The sequence below is a fragment of the Mycobacterium sp. SP-6446 genome (assembly GCF_001954045.1).
Lineage (GTDB): Bacteria > Actinomycetota > Actinomycetes > Mycobacteriales > Mycobacteriaceae > Mycobacterium.
On the sequence record NZ_MBEM01000080.1, the window covers coordinates 1 to 16620 of the forward strand.

16 protein-coding genes are annotated in these 16620 nt (G+C 67.4%); 13 read left to right on the top strand and 3 right to left on the bottom strand.

Annotated features, from left to right (window positions below; translation table 11 throughout):
• The 4 genes from A5736_RS06280 to A5736_RS06295 form a co-directional block, all read left to right on the top strand.
• On the top strand, positions 1–1018 hold a 1018-nt coding region (locus A5736_RS06280; protein ID WP_076245143.1), incomplete at its 5' end, for a PPE family protein.
• A 30-nt stretch (positions 1019–1048) separates the two neighbouring features.
• Entirely contained in the window at positions 1049–1372 is a 324-nt protein-coding gene (locus A5736_RS06285; protein ID WP_076058126.1) for a DUF732 domain-containing protein, read from the top strand.
• A 16-nt stretch (positions 1373–1388) separates the two neighbouring features.
• Positions 1389–1715, top strand: coding sequence for a DUF732 domain-containing protein (locus A5736_RS06290; protein WP_076245144.1), 327 nt, complete (start codon positions 1389–1391; stop codon positions 1713–1715).
• A 102-nt stretch (positions 1716–1817) separates the two neighbouring features.
• Complete coding sequence (locus A5736_RS06295; RefSeq protein WP_076123140.1) at positions 1818–2528, top strand: MgtC/SapB family protein; 711 nt, start codon at positions 1818–1820, stop codon at positions 2526–2528.
• 10 nt (positions 2529–2538) lie between these two features.
• On the opposite strand, the gene A5736_RS06300 is transcribed toward A5736_RS06295, so the two are convergent.
• Entirely contained in the window at positions 2539–3735 is a 1197-nt protein-coding gene (locus A5736_RS06300) for an NAD(P)/FAD-dependent oxidoreductase (protein WP_076245160.1), read from the bottom strand.
• A 52-nt stretch (positions 3736–3787) separates the two neighbouring features.
• Between A5736_RS06300 and A5736_RS06305 the strand changes: the two genes are divergently transcribed.
• Positions 3788–4732: a sterol desaturase family protein gene (locus tag A5736_RS06305; RefSeq protein WP_076245146.1), complete on the top strand. Its 945-nt coding sequence runs from the start codon at positions 3788–3790 to the stop codon at positions 4730–4732.
• Between the two features lie 101 nt (positions 4733–4833).
• Complete coding sequence (locus A5736_RS06310; protein ID WP_076123435.1) at positions 4834–5508, top strand: hypothetical protein; 675 nt, start codon at positions 4834–4836, stop codon at positions 5506–5508.
• Here the strand turns inward: A5736_RS06310 and A5736_RS06315 are convergent.
• Positions 5505–5951, bottom strand: a complete 447-nt coding sequence (locus A5736_RS06315; protein ID WP_076245148.1) for a nitroreductase/quinone reductase family protein — start codon at positions 5949–5951, stop codon at positions 5505–5507. The genes A5736_RS06310 and A5736_RS06315 overlap by 4 nt on opposite strands.
• A gap of 126 nt (positions 5952–6077) precedes the next feature.
• Here A5736_RS06315 and A5736_RS06320 point away from each other — a divergent pair, with 126 nt between their 5' ends.
• The 3 genes from A5736_RS06320 (at position 6078) to A5736_RS06330 (ending at position 8841) form a co-directional block, all read left to right on the top strand.
• Positions 6078–6761 (top strand): TetR/AcrR family transcriptional regulator, encoded by a 684-nt coding sequence (locus A5736_RS06320; RefSeq protein ID WP_198938152.1) that lies wholly within the window; start codon positions 6078–6080, stop codon positions 6759–6761.
• 128 nt (positions 6762–6889) lie between these two features.
• Positions 6890–7390, top strand: a complete 501-nt coding sequence (locus A5736_RS06325) for a VOC family protein (RefSeq protein ID WP_076123149.1) — start codon at positions 6890–6892, stop codon at positions 7388–7390.
• Positions 7387–8841 carry an FAD-binding protein gene (locus A5736_RS06330; RefSeq protein WP_076245150.1) on the top strand — a complete coding sequence of 485 codons (1455 nt, stop codon included), beginning with the start codon at positions 7387–7389 and terminating at the stop codon, positions 8839–8841. Before A5736_RS06325 ends, A5736_RS06330 begins: the two co-directional genes overlap by 4 nt.
• A 108-nt stretch (positions 8842–8949) precedes the next feature.
• On the opposite strand, the gene A5736_RS06335 is transcribed toward A5736_RS06330, so the two are convergent.
• Positions 8950–10869 carry an ABC transporter ATP-binding protein/permease gene (locus A5736_RS06335; RefSeq protein ID WP_076245152.1) on the bottom strand — a complete coding sequence of 640 codons (1920 nt, stop codon included), beginning with the start codon at positions 10867–10869 and terminating at the stop codon, positions 8950–8952.
• A 95-nt stretch (positions 10870–10964) separates the two neighbouring features.
• Here A5736_RS06335 and A5736_RS06340 point away from each other — a divergent pair, with 95 nt between their 5' ends.
• The 4 genes from A5736_RS06340 to A5736_RS06355 all read left to right on the top strand — a co-directional run bounded on the left by A5736_RS06340 (position 10965) and on the right by A5736_RS06355 (position 16607).
• Entirely contained in the window at positions 10965–12602 is a 1638-nt protein-coding gene (locus A5736_RS06340) for an acetolactate synthase (protein WP_076245154.1), read from the top strand.
• A 25-nt stretch (positions 12603–12627) separates the two neighbouring features.
• On the top strand, positions 12628–14964 hold the full coding sequence (gene secA2 / locus A5736_RS06345) for an accessory Sec system translocase SecA2 (protein WP_076123158.1): 2337 nt from the start codon (positions 12628–12630) through the stop codon (positions 14962–14964).
• Between the two features lie 127 nt (positions 14965–15091).
• Complete coding sequence (locus tag A5736_RS06350) at positions 15092–15691, top strand: CDP-alcohol phosphatidyltransferase family protein (RefSeq protein WP_076123161.1); 600 nt, start codon at positions 15092–15094, stop codon at positions 15689–15691.
• On the top strand, positions 15684–16607 hold the full coding sequence (locus A5736_RS06355; RefSeq protein ID WP_076245162.1) for a DUF881 domain-containing protein: 924 nt from the start codon (positions 15684–15686) through the stop codon (positions 16605–16607). The genes A5736_RS06350 and A5736_RS06355 overlap by 8 nt, the downstream gene beginning before the upstream one ends.
• The last annotated feature ends 13 nt before the right edge of the window (positions 16608–16620 follow it).

Below are 16620 nucleotides of genomic sequence, written 5' to 3' on the forward strand. Positions count from 1 at the left end.
CGTGTTCGGGCAGAACACCGCGGCGATCGCGGCCACCGAGACCGAGTACTCCGAAATGTGGGCCCAAGACGCGCTGGCGATGGAGACCTACTTCACCTCGTCTGCCGCCGCATCCCGGCTGACGCCCTTTACCGAGCCGCCACAGACCACCAGCGCGTCGGGCACGGCGACGCAAGCGGCTGCGGTGACCGCGGCCGCCGCCACCCCGGCGGGCAATGCGGCGTCAGCCGCCGGCTCGGCCAGCTCGTTCATTACGAACAACCCCATACTGTCGTTTCTCGCGGGGCTCGCCACCAACTACAACTCGACGATGGCGGGCCTGCTCAACACGGTGCCCAACGGCAGCGCCTGGTACTCAGCCCTATACAACGCCGTCAAGGTTCCACTCGGCTTCACCACGGGGTTCAACGACATCGGGTTGCTGATCAACTTTCCCCTGTCGCAGTGGCTGAAGTTCGCCCCACCCGCGGGCTATGGCGCGCTGCCGAAAGACGCGCTGGGCGCCGGGCTCGGGGCGTTGGGCTTCGGCCGGGGCACCCTGTACAGCGCGGTATCGGCGAGCATGGGAAATGCCGGCACGTTAGTCGGAAAGCTGTCGATTCCGCCGAGCTGGGCCACGGCCACCCCGGCGATCAGGACGGTCGCCGCCGCCCTGTCGGCCGCCGGGCCGGATGCGGTGCCCGCGGCCTCCCTGGGCGAGGGTCTGCTCAGCTCGATGTCGATGGCGGGAATGCTCGGCAGCGCGATGGGCGCCGGGGGCCCCACCGTGGTGAACGCCGGTGTCCGCGGCCGTCTCACGAAGATCAAAGACCTCAAAGACAAGCAATCGCCGGAGCAGCTCAAGCGTCTGGTCGCGCAGATATCAGAAAAGCCCGAAAGCGTGCAGCACCACAACGTCGACCAAGAAGGCCTGGACGCCCTGCTCGAGCAACTCTCGAAGAAACCAGGCATCCACGCGGTGCACCTCTCCAAGGGAGACAAGCCCAAGGTCGTGCCGTCGGAAGCCCAATTGGGCTAGCGCACAACATAATTGGAAAGTTGGTGAGTCATGAGAACGCTACTGACATTGCTCGGCGTTTCCGCGATGATCGGTTTCGCCGCGCCAGCCCATGCCGCTCCGCCTCCGGAGCCCGACGGGGACGACGCGGGCTTCATCGCCGCGCTGCACCAGGCCGGCTTCAGCTTTTCCAGCCCGAGCGCGGCCGTTGGCGCCGGCCGAGCGGTGTGTTCGTGCTTGAACAACGGCGAGTCGGGCCTGGAGCTGGTCCACGACGTGAAAATGCACAACCCCGGAATGGACATGGAGATGGCATCCAATTTCGCCTTGCTCTCCGCCAAGTACTACTGCCCCCATCAGCTATCCAAGGCCTGACCACCGGCGCGGCGTCATGAGACTGCTCCTGGCACTGCTGGGCGTCACCACCGTGATCGGGCTTGCGGCGCCCGCTTCGGGTGATCCGGGCGGGGTCGACGACGTCTCCTTCCTGGCGACGGTGCGTGGCGCGGGCATCAACTACACCAGCCCGGAACAAGCGATCGCTTCCGCCAAAGCGGCATGTGCGTGGATAGGCACCGGCAAATCCGGCCCCGAGCTGGTCGGCGACCTGCAGAGAAGCAATCCCGCGTTGACCACCGCCCACGCAACGGCGTTCCTGGCCATCGCCGCGAAGTATTACTGCCCCCAACAACTCAGTCAGCGGGCCGCCACGCAGTAGTTGCAGCACACCCGCAGCCACCTGCCGTTCACCTGGATGTGGCTAGATGGGTGAGCCGCCGGCCAACGCGGCAGGGGATTGATCCGGGGTAAGGAGTGCGGCATGCAGACGCTGAGCGTCGCCGATTTCGCGCTCCGGCTTGCGGTCGGGGTGGGGTGCGGCGCCCTCATCGGCCTGGAGCGGCAATGGCGTGCACGGTTGGCCGGTCTGCGCACCAACGCGCTTGTCGCCGGCGGCGCAACTTTGTTCGTGCTGTACGCGGTCGCCACCGAGGACAGCAGCCCCACCCGTGTCGCGTCATATGTGGTGTCGGGCATCGGCTTTCTCGGCGGAGGGGTGATCCTGCGCGAGGGATTCAACGTCAGGGGCCTCAACACCGCGGCCACCCTGTGGTGCTCCGCGGCGGTGGGCGTGCTGGCCGCGTCCGGTCATCTGGCCTTCACGGCGATCGGCACCGGAACCGTCGTCGCCATCCACCTGTTTGGGCGCCCGCTGGGCCGGCTGATCGACCACGACAACGGTGTCGAGGAAGACGAAAGCCTGCAGCCCTATCTGGTGCAGGTGGTATGCCGGCCCAAATCCGAGAAGTACGCCCGCGCCCAGATCGTGCAACACGCGAGCAGCCACGACATCACGCTGCGTGGCATCCACACCGGCCACGCCGACGACGACGAAATCACCTTGAGCGCACACGTACTCATGGACGGCCATACGCCGACGAGGCTCGAGCGGCTGGTGGCCGAACTGTCGCTGCAACCCGGGGTTCGCGCGGTGCAGTGGTACGCGGGCGACAAAGCCCAGCAATCGGACTAGCGCCGCGCGACTACGGTCTCGCCTGCAATTCCGGTGCGGCCGCGGCCAGCAGGTCGGCGCGGGCTCGAGTCAGCGGCGGATAGATCCGCCGGGTATTGATCGTCCGCTTGGTGGCCTTCGCCTGCGCGCCATTCGAAACCACCACGCGATCCCATCCCTCGGTGTAGACGGCGCCGGCCGGTCCGAGATCGAGAACCGTTACGTACCAAGGGATCCGAAGGGGAAGCATGGGCTCACCGAACAGGTCGCTGATTACGTTGAAGCCGGCGTACCGTCCCATCGGCCGGCCGTGCTGACACGACATCACCGACAAGTGCTCGTCGTCCATCCGGGCCGCCGCGACATCACCCGCCGCGAACACCCCCGGCACCCCGATCACGCGCAGGTAATCGTCGACGGGCACCCGGCCCAGCCGGTCCCGGGCCACGCCCAGCTGCTCGGTCAGTGGGCTCGCTCGCATGCCCGCGCACCACACCACCGTGGCCGCCTCGAGTCGCTCGCCCGTCGACAGCGACACGCCATCCTTGTCCACCGCCGCGACCCTGACCCCGGTTCTGGTCTCGATGCCGTTGTCCGACAGGGCCTGTTCGATCACCGGCAGTGCCGAGGAGCCCATATCGGAGCCGACGGCGTTGTGGTCGACCAGGATCACCCGAGGCGTGACCGAACCCTGGCGGAACAACACGCGCAGCCGCTTCGGCAGCTCGCAGGCCGTCTCGATACCGGTCAGCCCGGCACCGACCACGACGACGGTCGCGGCTCCTGCAGTCCGCGGATCGTCGGCAAGACCGCGCAGGTGGCGCTGCAGCGCAAGCGCGTCGTCATGAGTGTCGACGTCAAAACCGAACTCCCGCAGCCCCGGTATGGCGGGTTTGACCACCTGACTGCCCGACGCCAACACCAGCCGGTCGTAGCCGTACGTCGCGCCGCCGGATGTCGTGACGACGCGGGCGGCGGCGTCGATCGCGGTTACCTCCGCGGCGACGTGCGTGACTCCCGCGGGGTCGAGCAGATCGGCGAGCGGGATGCGGCAGGCGCTCAGATCGGCCTCATAGTTGCGGACGCGGATGTCGTGAAACGGTTTGGCGCTCAACACGGTGATGTCAACGGTGCCCGGCGCAACGGCGAGTTCGTCGAGTCGCCGGGCCGCACCGAGCGCCGCCCATAGCCCCGCGAACCCCGAGCCGATGACGATCACTGCGGTCACGCGCTCACCATCTCCTCCATCCGGCCCGCGCCGATGGTCGTAATCTATCGGTGTGCACGCCTTGACCGGGTTCTGGTTCGCGCTGCCCTCGCAGATGCGGGACCCGGTGCTGTTCGCCATCCCCTTCTTTTTGCTGCTGTTGATTCTCGAATGGACTGCGGCCCGCAAGCTGGAGGCCCTCGAGGCCGCCGGCGCCGAGACACCACGACCGGCCTCCGGCGCGTACCTGACCCGCGACTCGATGGCGAGCATTTCGATGGGGCTGGTGTCGATAGCCACCACCGCCGCCTGGAAGACCCTGGCGCTGCTCGGCTACGCGGCGATCTACGCCTATGTCGCACCGTGGCACCTGTCGGTGACCAAGTGGTACACGTGGGTGATCGCGATCCTTGGCGTGGACCTGCTGTACTACGCCTATCACCGCATCGCGCACCGGGTCCGGCTGATCTGGGCCACCCATCAGGCCCATCACTCCAGCGAGTACTTCAACTTCGCCACCGCGCTGCGCCAGAAGTGGAACAACAGCGGCGAGATCCTGATGTGGATTCCGTTGCCGCTGTTGGGACTTCCCCCGTGGATGGTCTTCTTCAGCTGGTCGCTGAACCTGATCTACCAGTTCTGGGTGCACACGGAGCGGATCGACAAACTGCCGCGGCCGTTCGAATTCGTCTTCAACACACCGTCGCACCACCGGGTGCACCACGGCATGGACAAGATGTATCTCGACAAGAACTACGGCGGCATCTTCATCATCTGGGACCGGATGTTCGGCAGCTTCCAGGCGGAGATGTTCCGCCCGCACTACGGCCTGACCAAGCAGGTGGACACGTTCAACATCTGGAACCTGCAGATCCGCGAATACGTCGCAATCGTCCGCGATTGGCGATCGGCGAGCCGCCTGCGCGATCGCCTTGGCTACGTATTCGGCCCGCCGGGCTGGGTGCCGCGCGGGGCAGCTCAAACCGACGGCGCGGTGCCGCTGGCCACGTCACGGTAACGTCAAGACCAGGTCACGCGAAAGACTCAACGTCGGCGAGATGTGCGCCGTAATCTCAACCCGTGGCCGGTGCGTGCGCCGGCCCCGACGGAACGGAGTCCATGGTGCGCTGCCTGGCAATTCGCGCTCTTGTCGCCTCCGTCACCGTCGCGGCGCTGGTGCCCGGGCTGCGGGCCGCGCCGGCCGCGGCGGACCCCATCGTGGTCTTCCCCGGCATGGAGATCCACCAGGACAGCCACCTGTGCACCCTGGGTTACGTCGACCCGGGCCTGAAGATCGCGTTCACCGCCGGGCACTGCCGGGGCGGGGGAGTCGTCACCGACAAGGACCGCCACGTCATCGGGCATCTGGCGACGTTCCGGGATAACACTCCCAGCGGCTCGACCGTGGCCACCGACCAGGTGATTAACGACTACGAGGCGATCGTGCTCGACAACGTGCCGGCGAACAACATCCTGCCGGGGGGGCGCGCACTGGTCTCGACCCCGGGTCTGACCGTCCAGCCGGGGCAGGCGGTCTGCCATTTCGGTGTCGCCACCGGCGAGACGTGCGGGACGGTGGAAGCCGTCAACAACGGGTGGTTCACCATGTCCCACGGCGTCCAGAGCCACCAGGGGGATTCGGGTGGCCCGGTGTACCTCGCCCCCGACGGGGGACCGGGGCAGATCGTGGGCATCTTCAACAGCATGTGGGGCGATTTCCCGGCGGCGGTGTCCTGGCGGTCCACCTCCGAACAGGTCCGCGAGGACCTGGGGATGCGCACCAGCGCGAGTTAGCCGCCCGCGGCCAGCACGAAGACCGGGATGGATGGCGCCGCGGCGCGCAGCTCCTCATCGCTGGATTCCGGGGTCAGCCCGGCGACATATCCCTTGACCTGCCAGTACCACCGGGCCAAATAGCGTTGCAACACCTCTGCTTTGTCCCCATCGCCCAGCTCGGTGGCCAGCAGGCGTCTCCTGCGCCAGCGCGGCCCCACCTCGACGACGCCCGCCGCGCGCACGTTGCGCGCCCACTGGGTGTCGCCGCGCGGTGAGACCAGATAGTCCACTCCGTCAACGGTTAGCAGGTTGATCACCACTGCGCGCTGTTTTCCGCTCTTGCGGCCACGCACACGCAGGGCCCGGGTCCCGGCGATGCTGATACCGAGCTCGGCGAGCCAGCGGATCACCCTGTTCGCGGCCCGCGCGGCCCGGTTCGGTTCTTCGTATCGGGTGGGCATCGTGCGTCCTCTCGGGTGGTCGTATCCGGTGAGCGGAATGAGAGCGGTGCTCTCGGTAATAGACACGGTGACACAGCGCCTAGCGAAAAGCAAGAGCGGTGATCTCGTTTGTGCCAGACTGGTCACGTGGGCAAACGCCAGGAATCGCGGGAGCAGATCGAGGCACGCATCGTCGAGCTGGGCCGCGTCCACCTGGTCGACCGGGGCGCGGCCGGGTTGTCGCTGCGTGCGATCGCCCGCGACCTGGGCATGGTGTCCTCGGCGGTCTACCGCTACGTGTCCAGCCGCGACGAGCTGCTGACCCTGCTGCTGATCGACGCCTATTCCGACCTGGCCGACGCGGTGGACCGGGCCCGCGACACCGCGGACGAGGTGTGGAGCGACGACGTCATCGCGATCGCGCGGGCGGCGCGGCGCTGGGCCGTGGCGCATCCCGCTCAGTGGGCCCTGCTCTACGGCAGCCCCGTGCCCGGATATCACGCGCCCCCGGAGCGCACCGTCGGAGTCGGCACCCGCGTGGTGGGCGCCATCTTCGACGCCATCGCGGCGGGGATCGCGACCGGAGACATCAGGTTGACCGATACCGTTGCGCCGCAACCGATGTCGTCGGACTTCGAGCGGATCCGTCACGAATTCGGCTTTCCCGGCGACGATTCCGTCATCGCCAAGTGCTTCTTGTTCTGGGCCGGCGTGCTGGGTGCGATCAACCTCGAGGTGTTCGGGCAGTACGGCGCGGACACCCTGACCGATCCCGAGGCGATCTTCGACACCCAGCTTCGGCTGCTGGTGGACCTATTGGCCCAGCATTGAGCCGACACCGACACAGCGCATGAATTAGAACGTGTTCACCCGGCGTTTCCGGGCGGCGGCCGCCCGAGCACGGCAAAGTCTTTCCGGCCCTTTCTGCCGGCCGGCAGACTGGGCTATCCTGCCAAACGATGACCCCTCCCACTCAACCGCCGACGCAGATCGCATGGGTTACCCGAGACCTCGACGCCACTGAAAAGGCCCTCACCGGCCTTTTAGGCGTCCGCAAGTGGGTGCGGATACCCGACGTGCACTTTGCTCCGGATGCGTGCAGCTATCTTGGCAAGCCCGCCGACTTCGTCGCCGGCATCTCGCTGAGCTATCTCGGTGACATGCAGTTGGAGCTGATCTGCCCGGTCCGCGGGCAGAGTATCTATAGTGACTTTTTGCGTGACTCGGGCCCGGGTTTGCATCACATCTGCGTCGAGGCCGAGAGCCCCGAGAAATTCGACACGGCGCTGGCCGACGCCGCCGACCACGGCGCGCCCGTCGTGCAGCAGGGCGTGATGCCGGGCGGAATTCAGTTCGCCTACGTGTCGGCTCCGCAGGCGGGTGTGCCGTTCGTGGAGATCGCTTACGTGTCGCCCGAAATGCGGGCGTTTTACGACTACATCAAACAGGAGCAACGGTGAGCACCGAAATACCAGCAACCGTCGACGCGGGCACGGTCACGTCGTGGTCGGATGACGTCGACGTGGTCGTGATCGGTTTCGGTATCGGCGGTGGGTGCGCCGCGGTGAGCGCGGCGGCTGCCGGCGCGCGGGTGCTGGTGCTCGAACGGGCCGCCGTGGCGGGCGGCACCACTTCGCTTGCGGGGGGCCACTTTTACCTCGGCGGCGGAACCGCGGTCCAGCAGGCGACCGGCAATCCCGACTCGCCCGAGGAGATGTACAAATACCTCGTTGCGGTGTCCCGGCAACCCGACCACGACAAGATCCGTGCGTACTGCGAAGGCAGCGTCGAGCATTTCAATTGGCTAGAAGACCTGGGCTTCCAGTTCGAGCGCAGCTACTTTCCGGGGAAGGCGGTGATCCAGCCCAACACCGAGGGGTTGATGTTCACCGGCAACGAGAAGGTGTGGCCGTTCCTCGAGCAGGCGGTGCCGGCGCCGCGCGGCCACAAGGTGCCCGTGCCCGGCGACACCGGGGGCGCGAGCATGGTGATCGACCTGCTGCTCAAACGGGCCGCGAGCCTGGGCGTGCAAGTCCGGTACGAGACGGGCGCCACCGAACTCATCGTCGACGGCTCGGGTGCGGTGACCGGCGTGACGTGGAAGCGGTTCACCGAAACCGGTGCGATCAAGGCAAAGTCGGTCATCATCGCTGCCGGGGGCTTCGTGATGAACCCCGACATGGTAGCCAAGTACACGCCGAAACTGGCCGAGAAACCGTTCGTGCTCGGCAACACCTATGACGACGGCCTGGGCATCCGGCTGGGCGTATCGGCCGGCGGGGCCACCCAACACATGGATCAGATCTTCATCACCGCGCCGCCGTACCCGCCGTCGATCCTGCTCACCGGGATCATCGTCAACAAGCTGGGGCAGCGGTTCGTCGCCGAGGATTCCTACCATTCCAGGACTTCGGGTTTCATCATGGATCAGCCCGACAGCGCGGCGTACCTGATCGTCGACGAGGCACACCTGGAACACCCCAAGATGCCGCTGGTCCCGCTCATCGACGGGTGGGAGAGCGTCGCGGAGATGGAAGCCGCGCTCGGGATCCCCGAGGGCAACCTGGTCGCGACGCTGGACCGCTACAACACCCACGCCGCGCGCGGCGAGGATCCCGACTTTCACAAGCAGCCGGAATTCCTTGCGCCACAAGACAAAGGGCCGTGGGGCGCGTTCGACATGTCGCTGGGCAAGGCCATGTACGCCGGATTTACCGTGGGCGGGCTGGCCGTGTCCGTGGACGGGCAGGTACTGCGCGACGACGGCACCGTGGTGCCGGGCCTGTATGCGGTGGGCGCGTGTGCGTCGAACATCGCCCAGGACGGCAAGGGCTACGCGAGCGGCACGCAGCTGGGCGAAGGCTCGTTCTTCGGCCGCCGGGCGGGAGCCCACGCGGCGCAGAGCCGCTAGACAAGCGTCGAGACTGTAATTTCGCAGGAAAAGTGCGAGTAAACCCCTCCAGAATTACAGCCTCGGCGCGAGACGGCCTCGCCGGGCCGGAGCCCACGCGGCGACGCGCTAGACCGGCGCCGGCTCCTTTTCCACCGGCCCGAGTCGCCACTGCCCATCGCCGAGCAGCTGGAGCTGTTTTTCGTGGTGCTGCTCCACGGTGTGCCGGTGGCTGACGCTGACCACGACGCAGTCCGGCAGCTCGCTTCGAAGTAACTGGTAGAGCGCGAATTCCAGGCCCTCGTCCAGCGCCGAGGTGGCCTCGTCGAGAAATACCGCCCGCGGCCTGGTGAGCAAGATGCGCGCGAACGCGACGCGCTGCTGCTCGCCGGGGGAGAGCACCTTCGCCCAATCCTGCTCCTCGTCGAGCCGGTCATAGAGCGGGGCCAACGCGACCTTGTTCAGCACATCGCGCAGGACGCCGTCCGCGATGTCGTCGGGAGAATTCGGATAGCACACGACGGTGCGCAGCGAGCCCAGGGGCACATACGGCAACTGCGACAAGAACATCGTCGCGTTGTCACCCTCCGGGCGGCACAGCGTCCCGGAGGCGTACGGCCACAGCTCGGCCAGGCTGCGCAGCAGCGTGGTCTTGCCGGCGCCGGAACGGCCGGTGATCACCAGCGCCTCCCCGCTATCCAGTTGCACGTCAAGCGAATCGATCAACTGATCGCCGGCCGGTGTGCGCACTTCGACGCCGGCGAGCTCGACGGCGACCTCTTGACTCGGCTTGACTAGCACCGCCGGCAGTTCGCGCCCTTGCGCGTTGGCGTCGACGAGCCCGTGCAACCGGATGATCGCCGCCCGGAACGCCGCGAACGCGTCGTAGTTGTTGCGGAAGAACGACAGCGAGTCGTGAATCTCGCCGAATGAGGTCGCCGTCTGGCCGACGTCGCCGAAGGCGATCTGGCCGGCGAACAGTCGCGGCGCCTGAATTATCCACGGCAGCGGCACGATTGCCTGCGACATCGACCAGTTCCACCCGTTGAAAATGATGGTTCGGCGGACGAACCTGCGGTAGTTGGTGATGACCGGGGTAAAGCGCCCCATCAGTTGCGTTCGCTCCACTCGCTCGCCGCGATAGAAGCCCACCGCCTCGGCGGCATCGCGCAACCGCACCAGCGCGTACCGGAATGCCGCGTTGAGCTTCTCGTTGTTGAAGCTGAGCCAGATCAGCGGACGCCCCAGCCAGAACGCGACGACGGTCGCGATGAAGACGTAGACCACGACGACCCAGAACATCGCGCGCGGCAGCGTGAAGCCGAAAATGTTCAGGCCGCCGGAGAGGTTCCAGAGGATCGCCGCGAACGAAATCACCGAAGCCACCGCACGCACGGCGCCGAACAACAAGGTGTTCTGCGTCTCGTTGGACGGGATGTTGGGGGTCGGACCGACCCCGGCCGTGAAGATGTCGACGTCTTGTTGGATCCGCTGATCCGGGTTGTCGATGGTGTTGTCGATGAATAGATCCCGGTAGTAGGCCCTGCCCTCGAGCCAGTCGTCGGTGAGGTGGGCGGTCAGCCAGACACGCCACGCGATAATGAAGCGCTGCGTCAGATAGATGTCGACCAGGATGCGGGCGATGAAGATGGTTGCCAACACACTGAAATGCCACAGCGACATCCAAAAGCCGTGAATGCCAGAGTTTTTCACCCTGGCATCGCCCGCCGCAATGCCTTCGAACGCGGTCTGCAGGGATGTGAACAGATCGTTGCTCTGGTAACTCAGCAGCACGGCGAGGCGCACGGACAGCAGGACCAACAACAGCAGCACGCCCAACATCAGCCAGACCTTGACGGCCTGCGGACCAACGAAGTAACCCCTGGTGATCCGCCAATACTGGCGGCCCCAGACCGTCACATACCTGATCACGACCAGCACGACAATCAGGCACACGGCACTGATCGCCCAGGCTTCGCCCAGCCATCGCAGGGAGTCATGGAGCGCAGCCGACCAGTTGATGGATTCCTTGAACGGCTTGGGGTCCAACTTCGACGTCTCCTTGCTACCGAGGCATCCGGCGGAGCCTCATGGTGGACACTTCCCCGCGAAATTACCCGAGGCGGTGTGGATAGGCTGCCTGGATGAGCATCGACGCTCCGTCCAGCCAGACCGTGCATGCCGGCCGGCTCATCGCACGCCGGCTCAAAGCCAGCGGAATCGACACCATTTTCACGTTGTCCGGCGGCCACCTGTTTTCCATCTACGACGGCTGCCGTGACGAGGGTATCCGGCTGATCGACACCCGGCACGAGCAGACGGCGACATTTGCCGCTGAGGGCTGGTCGAAGGTGACCAGGGTCCCCGGCGTGGCCGCGCTCACCGCCGGTCCGGGCGTCACCAACGGCATGAGCGCGATGGCAGCCGCGCAGCAGAACCAGTCACCGCTGGTGGTGCTCGGCGGCCGCGCCCCCGCCGGACGCTGGGGCATGGGTTCGCTGCAGGAGATCGACCACGTGCCGTTCGTGGCGCCGCTGGCTCGTTTCGCGGCCACCGCGCAATCCGCCGAGGCCGCGGGCCTGCTCGTCGACGAAGCGTTGCGCGCGGCCGTCGGTGCCCCCTCGGGCGTGGGATTCGTCGACTTCCCGATGGACCACGTGTTTGCCGTATCCCAGGACGCCGGCCGACCCGGCGCTCTGTCCGATGCGCCGCCGGGCCCGGCTCCCGACGGCGCGGCGCTCGAACGCGCCGCGGACCTGCTCGCCACGGCACACCGGCCGGTGATCATGGCCGGCACCAACGTGTGGTGGGGGCACGCGGAGGCGGCGCTGCTGCATCTCGCCGAAGAGCGGCAGATCCCGGTGCTGATGAACGGGATGGCCCGCGGCGTGGTGCCGGCCGACCACCCGTTGGCGTTCTCCCGGGCCCGGGCCAAAGCGCTGGGCGAGGCGGACGTGGCGCTGGTCGTCGGCGTGCCCATGGATTTCCGGCTGGGATTCGGCAAGGTGTTCGGGCCGCAGACCCAACTCGTCGTGGCGGATCGTGCCGAACCGGCCCGCGACCATCCGCGGCCCGTCGCGGCCGGTCTCTACGGCGACCTCACGTCGATCCTCTCGGCGCTGGCCGGACCGGGGGAGCATCGGGACTGGATCGCCGAGCTGCGCACGGCCGAAACCGCGGCGCGAAGCTCCGAAACAGCCGAGCGGGGCGACGACCGCACGCCGCTGCACCCGATGCGGGTGTACGCCGAGCTGGCCCCCCTGCTGGACCGCGACGCCATCGTGGTCATCGACGCCGGCGATTTCGGGTCCTATGCGGGCCGCGTGATCGACAGCTACCTGCCGGGGTGCTGGCTGGACAGCGGACCCTTCGGCTGCCTGGGTTCCGGACCCGGCTACGCCCTGGCCGCCAAGCTGGCCCACCCCGACCGCCAGGTCGTCCTGCTGCAGGGTGACGGCGCTTTCGGGTTCAGCGGCATGGAGTGGGACACCCTGGTCCGGCACCACGTGCCCGTCGTGTCGGTGATCGGCAACAACGGGATCTGGGCCCTCGAAAAGCACCCGATGGAGGCGATTTACGGCTATTCGGTGGTGGCGGAGTTGCGTCCGGGCACGCGCTACGACGAGGTCGTCCGCGCGCTGGGCGGCCATGGTGAGCTGGTGTCCGCGCCCGCCGAGCTGCGGCCCGCGCTGGAGCGTGCCTTCGGCAGTGGCATGCCCGCCGTCGTCAACGTGCTTACCGATCCGAGCATCGCCTACCCACGCCGGTCCAACCTGGCATAGCTCGCCCACCGCGTACCGTTGACCTGTGCCAAAGACCACCCGCGCTGAACCTGGCCGGCTGAGCAGCCGATTTTGGCGGCTGCTGGGCGCCAGCACTGAAAAGGACCGAAGCCGTTCGCTGGCTCAGGTGACCGCCTCGTCGGAGTACGACGAGGAGGCCGCCGGCCTCACCGACGAGCAGCTGCGCAAGGCGGCGGGGCTGCTCAACCTCGACGACCTCGCCGACTCCGACGACATCGCGCAGTTCCTCGCGATCGCCCGGGAAGCCGCCGAACGGTCAACGACGTTGCGCCCGTTCGATGTTCAGCTGCTTGGCGCGCTGCGCATGCTTGACGGCGACGTGATCGAGATGGCCACCGGTGAGGGTAAGACGCTGGCCGGGGCCATCGCGGCGGCCGGGTACGCGATCGCGGGCCGGCACGTGCACGTGGTGACCATCAACGACTACCTGGCGCGCCGCGACGCCGAGTGGATGGGGCCGCTGCTGGAGGCGATGGGCCTGACGGTCGGCTGGATCACCGCGGAGTCGACCAGCGAGCAACGCAGGGCCGCCTACGACTGCGATGTCACCTATGCCTCGGTCAATGAGATCGGCTTCGACGTGCTGCGGGACCAGCTGGTGACCGACGTTGCCGACCTGGTGTCGCCGAATCCCGATGTGGCCCTTATCGATGAGGCCGACTCGGTTCTGGTCGACGAGGCGCTGGTGCCGCTGGTGCTGGCCGGCACGACGCACCGGGAGACCCCGCGGCTGGAGATCATCAAACTGGTCGGCGAGCTCGTCGCCGAAACCGACTACGACACCGACGCCGACAGCCGCAACGTGCACCTGACCGAGGTCGGCGCGCGCAAAGTGGAGAAGGCGCTCGGCGGCATCGACCTCTACTCCGAGGAACACGTCGGCACCACGCTCACCGAGGTCAACGTGGCGCTGCACGCCCATGTGTTGCTGCAGCGCGACGTGCACTACATCGTTCGAGACGACGCCGTGCACCTGATCAATGCCGCGCGCGGCCGCATCGCGCAGCTGCAGCGCTGGCCCGACGGCCTGCAGGCCGCCGTCGAGGCGAAGGAGGGCATCGAGACCACCGAGACCGGCGAGGTGCTCGACACCATCACGGTGCAGGCGCTGATCAACCGCTACACCACCGTGTGCGGCATGACCGGCACCGCGCTGGCCGCCGGTGAGCAGCTGCGCCAGTTCTACAAGCTCGGAGTGTCACCGATTCCGCCCAATGAGCCCAACATTCGCGAAGACGAGTCCGACCGGGTCTACATCACCGCCGCCGCCAAGAACGACGCGATCGTCGCGCACATCGCCGAGGTGCACGAAACCGGGCAGCCGATGCTGGTCGGCACCCGCGATGTCGCCGAATCCGAGGACCTGCACGAGCGGCTGCTGCGCCGCGGCGTGCCCGCGGTGGTGCTCAACGCCAAGAACGACGCCGAGGAAGCGCAGGTTATCGCCGAGGCCGGCAAATTCGAGTCGGTCACGGTCTCCACGCAGATGGCGGGGCGCGGTACCGATATCCGGCTGGGCGGATCCGACGAAGCCGACCACGACAGGGTCGCCGACCTGGGCGGGCTGCACGTCGTCGGCACCGGCCGGCATCACACCGAGCGGCTGGACAACCAGCTGCGCGGGCGTGCCGGACGGCAGGGCGACCCCGGCTCGTCGGTGTTCTTCTCCAGTTGGGAAGACGACGTCGTGGTGGCCAACCTCGACCAGAACAAGCTGCCCATGGAAACCGACGAGGACGGCCGGATCGTCAGCCCCAAGGCGGCCGGGCTGCTCGATCACGCCCAGCGCGTCGCGGAGGGCCGGATGCTCGACGTGCACGCCAACACCTGGCGCTACAACCAGCTGATCGCCCAACAGCGCGCCATCATCGTCGACCGGCGAAACACGTTGCTGCGCACCACAACCGCGCGCGACGAGCTCGCCGAGCTCGCGCCCAAACGGTATGAAGAGCTGGCCAAGGCGATGCCCGAGGACGAGGCCGACGAACGCCTCGAGACGATCTGCCGGCTGATCATGCTGTATCACCTCGACCGCGGCTGGGCCGACCATCTGGCGTACCTGGCCGACATCCGCGAGAGCATTCACCTGCGCGCGCTGGGCCGACAAAATCCGCTGGACGAGTTTCACCGGTTGGCCGTCGACGCGTTCGCCTCGCTGGCCGCGGATGCGATCGAAGCGGCGCAGCAGACGTTCGAAACGGCAAACGTGCTCGAAGAGGAGCCCGGGCTGGATCTCTCGAAGCTGGCCCGGCCGACGTCGACGTGGACCTACATGGTCAACGACAACCCGCTCTCGGATGACACGCTCGCGACCCTGAGCCTGCCCGGGGTATTCCGCTAGGCCGACGGTCCAGGCGCCCAACGTGCGTCCAGCCGCACGCTGGTGCGCGAGTGTGCGGCCAGCCACACGCTCGCCGGGCGTGGTCCGCGCTGCGGACCGCATCGTCTCCCGGCTAAGGTCACGGCTCATGGAGCACGTGCCTCCGCCCGACCGGGTACTGACCGTGCCCAACTTGCTCAGCGCCATCCGCCTGGCGCTCATCCCGGTGTTCGTCTACGCGCTGGTGTTCGCGCATGCCGACGGTTGGGCGGTGGCCATCCTGATGTTCAGCGGCGCCTCCGACTGGGCCGACGGCAAGATCGCGCGGGCGCTGAACCAGTCGTCGCGGCTGGGTGTCCTGCTGGACCCGGCGGTCGATCGTCTCTACATGGTGACCGTGCCCGTCGTCATGGCGATCGGCGGAGTCCTGCCGTGGTGGTTCGTCGTCACGCTGCTGGTGCGCGACGGGCTGCTGGCCGCGAGCCTGCCGCTGCTGCGAAGCCGCGGGCTGTCGGCGCTGCCGGTGACGTACGTCGGCAAGGCCGCCACCTTCGCCCTCATGTCCGGTTTCCCGCTCGTCCTGCTGGGCACCTGGGACGCGTTGTGGAGCCGCGTGATCGGCGCCATCGGATGGGCCTTTCTGATCTGGGGCATCTACACCTACCTGTGGGCGTTCGTGCTGTACGTGGTGCAGCTGACGTTGGTCGTGCGCCGGATGCCCACGCTCAAAGCGGGTGCGCATGGCTGAACCCGACCGCCTGCTCGGCGGCTACGACCCCAACGCCGGCCGCAGCGCCCACGAGGCGGCCCGCCCGACGCTGATCCCGGTGCCGTCGCTGCTGCGCGCCCTGCTGTCGGAACATCTGGATCCCGGGTATGCCGCCGCGGCCGAAAAACGTAGTCGCACCGCCACACCCCGGACCGCGCGGGCGCGCGTCTTCGGTTGGCTCTGGCAGGCGCTCGCGGCGATGCTGGTCGCCACCGTGTTCGCCGCGGCGGTCGCGCAGGCCCGCTCGGTCGAACCCGGTGTGCGCTCCGCCCAACAGCTGCTGGTGCGCAGCGTCCGCTCGACCGAAGACACCGCGGCCCGGCTGTCCAAGCGGCGCACCGCGCTCTCGGCTCAGGTCGACGATGTGCAGCGACACGCGCTGGCCGACAACGCCGAGGGACAGCGGCTGCTCACCCGTCTGGACGCGCTCAGCCTGGCCGCGGCCAGCACGCCGATCATCGGCCCCGGCCTGACCATCACCGTGACCGAGCCCGGTGCCAGCCCGAATCTTTCCGACGTGTCCAAGCAGCGAGTGACCGGCAGCCGCCAGATCATCCTCGACCGCGACCTCCAGCTCGTCGTCAACTCGTTGTGGGCCAGCGGCGCCGAAGCCATTTCGGTCGGCGGGGTTCGGATCGGGCCGAACGTAACGATCCGGCAGGCCGGGGGAGCGATCCTCGTCGACAACAACCCCACCGGCAGCCCGTACACCATCCTCGCGGTCGGGCCGCCGCGCTCGATGCGCGACGTCTTCGACGGCAGCCCGGGCCGACAGCGTCTTAGGCTGCTGGAGATCTCCTACGGCGTCGGCGTCACCGTGAACGTCTCCGACGGTCTGTCGCTGCCTGCCGGGTCGGTCCGGGAAGTCAAGTTCGCCAAACAGATTGGGCCCTAGTGAGAAAAGTCCT

Coding starts and splice junctions, on each gene's coding strand:
- A5736_RS06290 (WP_076245144.1), top strand. CDS start 1,389: ATGAGACTGCTCCTGGCACTGCTGGGCGTCACCACCGTGATCGGGCTT.
- A5736_RS06350 (WP_076123161.1), top strand. CDS start 15,092: ATGGAGCACGTGCCTCCGCCCGACCGGGTACTGACCGTGCCCAACTTG.
- A5736_RS06315 (WP_076245148.1), bottom strand. CDS start 5,951: ATGCCCACCCGATACGAAGAACCGAACCGGGCCGCGCGGGCCGCGAAC.
- A5736_RS06310 (WP_076123435.1), top strand. CDS start 4,834: ATGGTGCGCTGCCTGGCAATTCGCGCTCTTGTCGCCTCCGTCACCGTC.
- A5736_RS06340 (WP_076245154.1), top strand. CDS start 10,965: ATGAGCATCGACGCTCCGTCCAGCCAGACCGTGCATGCCGGCCGGCTC.
- A5736_RS06285 (WP_076058126.1), top strand. CDS start 1,049: ATGAGAACGCTACTGACATTGCTCGGCGTTTCCGCGATGATCGGTTTC.
- A5736_RS06325 (WP_076123149.1), top strand. CDS start 6,890: ATGACCCCTCCCACTCAACCGCCGACGCAGATCGCATGGGTTACCCGA.
- A5736_RS06295 (WP_076123140.1), top strand. CDS start 1,818: ATGCAGACGCTGAGCGTCGCCGATTTCGCGCTCCGGCTTGCGGTCGGG.
- A5736_RS06355 (WP_076245162.1), top strand. CDS start 15,684: ATGGCTGAACCCGACCGCCTGCTCGGCGGCTACGACCCCAACGCCGGC.